This is a genomic window from Hydrogenovibrio sp. 3SP14C1 (genome assembly GCF_029625905.1).
Classification (GTDB): Bacteria; Pseudomonadota; Gammaproteobacteria; order Thiomicrospirales; family Thiomicrospiraceae; genus Hydrogenovibrio.
This window is the reverse complement of the sequence record NZ_JARTLM010000163.1, coordinates 1-263: the sequence shown is the minus strand read 5'-3', so window position 1 is coordinate 263 and position 263 is coordinate 1. Positions and strand designations below refer to the sequence as shown.

The 263-nt window shown below is 59.7% G+C and carries 1 protein-coding gene; it reads right to left on the bottom strand.

The window, feature by feature from the left end:
- Positions 1 to 62: 62 nt before the first annotated feature.
- A partial coding sequence (locus tag P8629_RS12075; RefSeq protein WP_278166355.1) for a hypothetical protein occupies positions 63 to 263 on the bottom strand: 201 nt, incomplete at its 5' end.

The window sequence follows — 263 nt, the reverse complement described above, 5'->3', positions numbered from 1 at the left end:
GCAGCTCACTGGCCAGATCCGGGTGGATGTTGTGGTCGGTGGCGCGATCGCGCGCTGAGGTGTCAGCCATTCGGCTTCTCCTTCGCAACGGCGATCATGTGTGTGGAACCAATGATCTGAACGTTCTTGACGTACCGATCGCCGGCGCAGATCACCGCATAGTCGGTCACGAGGATCCGCTCCTGCAGGACCTTGCCCGTAGTGGGATCAGTGACCGTTACCTTGATGGGGTCAGCCATTGGTCGTATCTCCTGGGCCGAAGA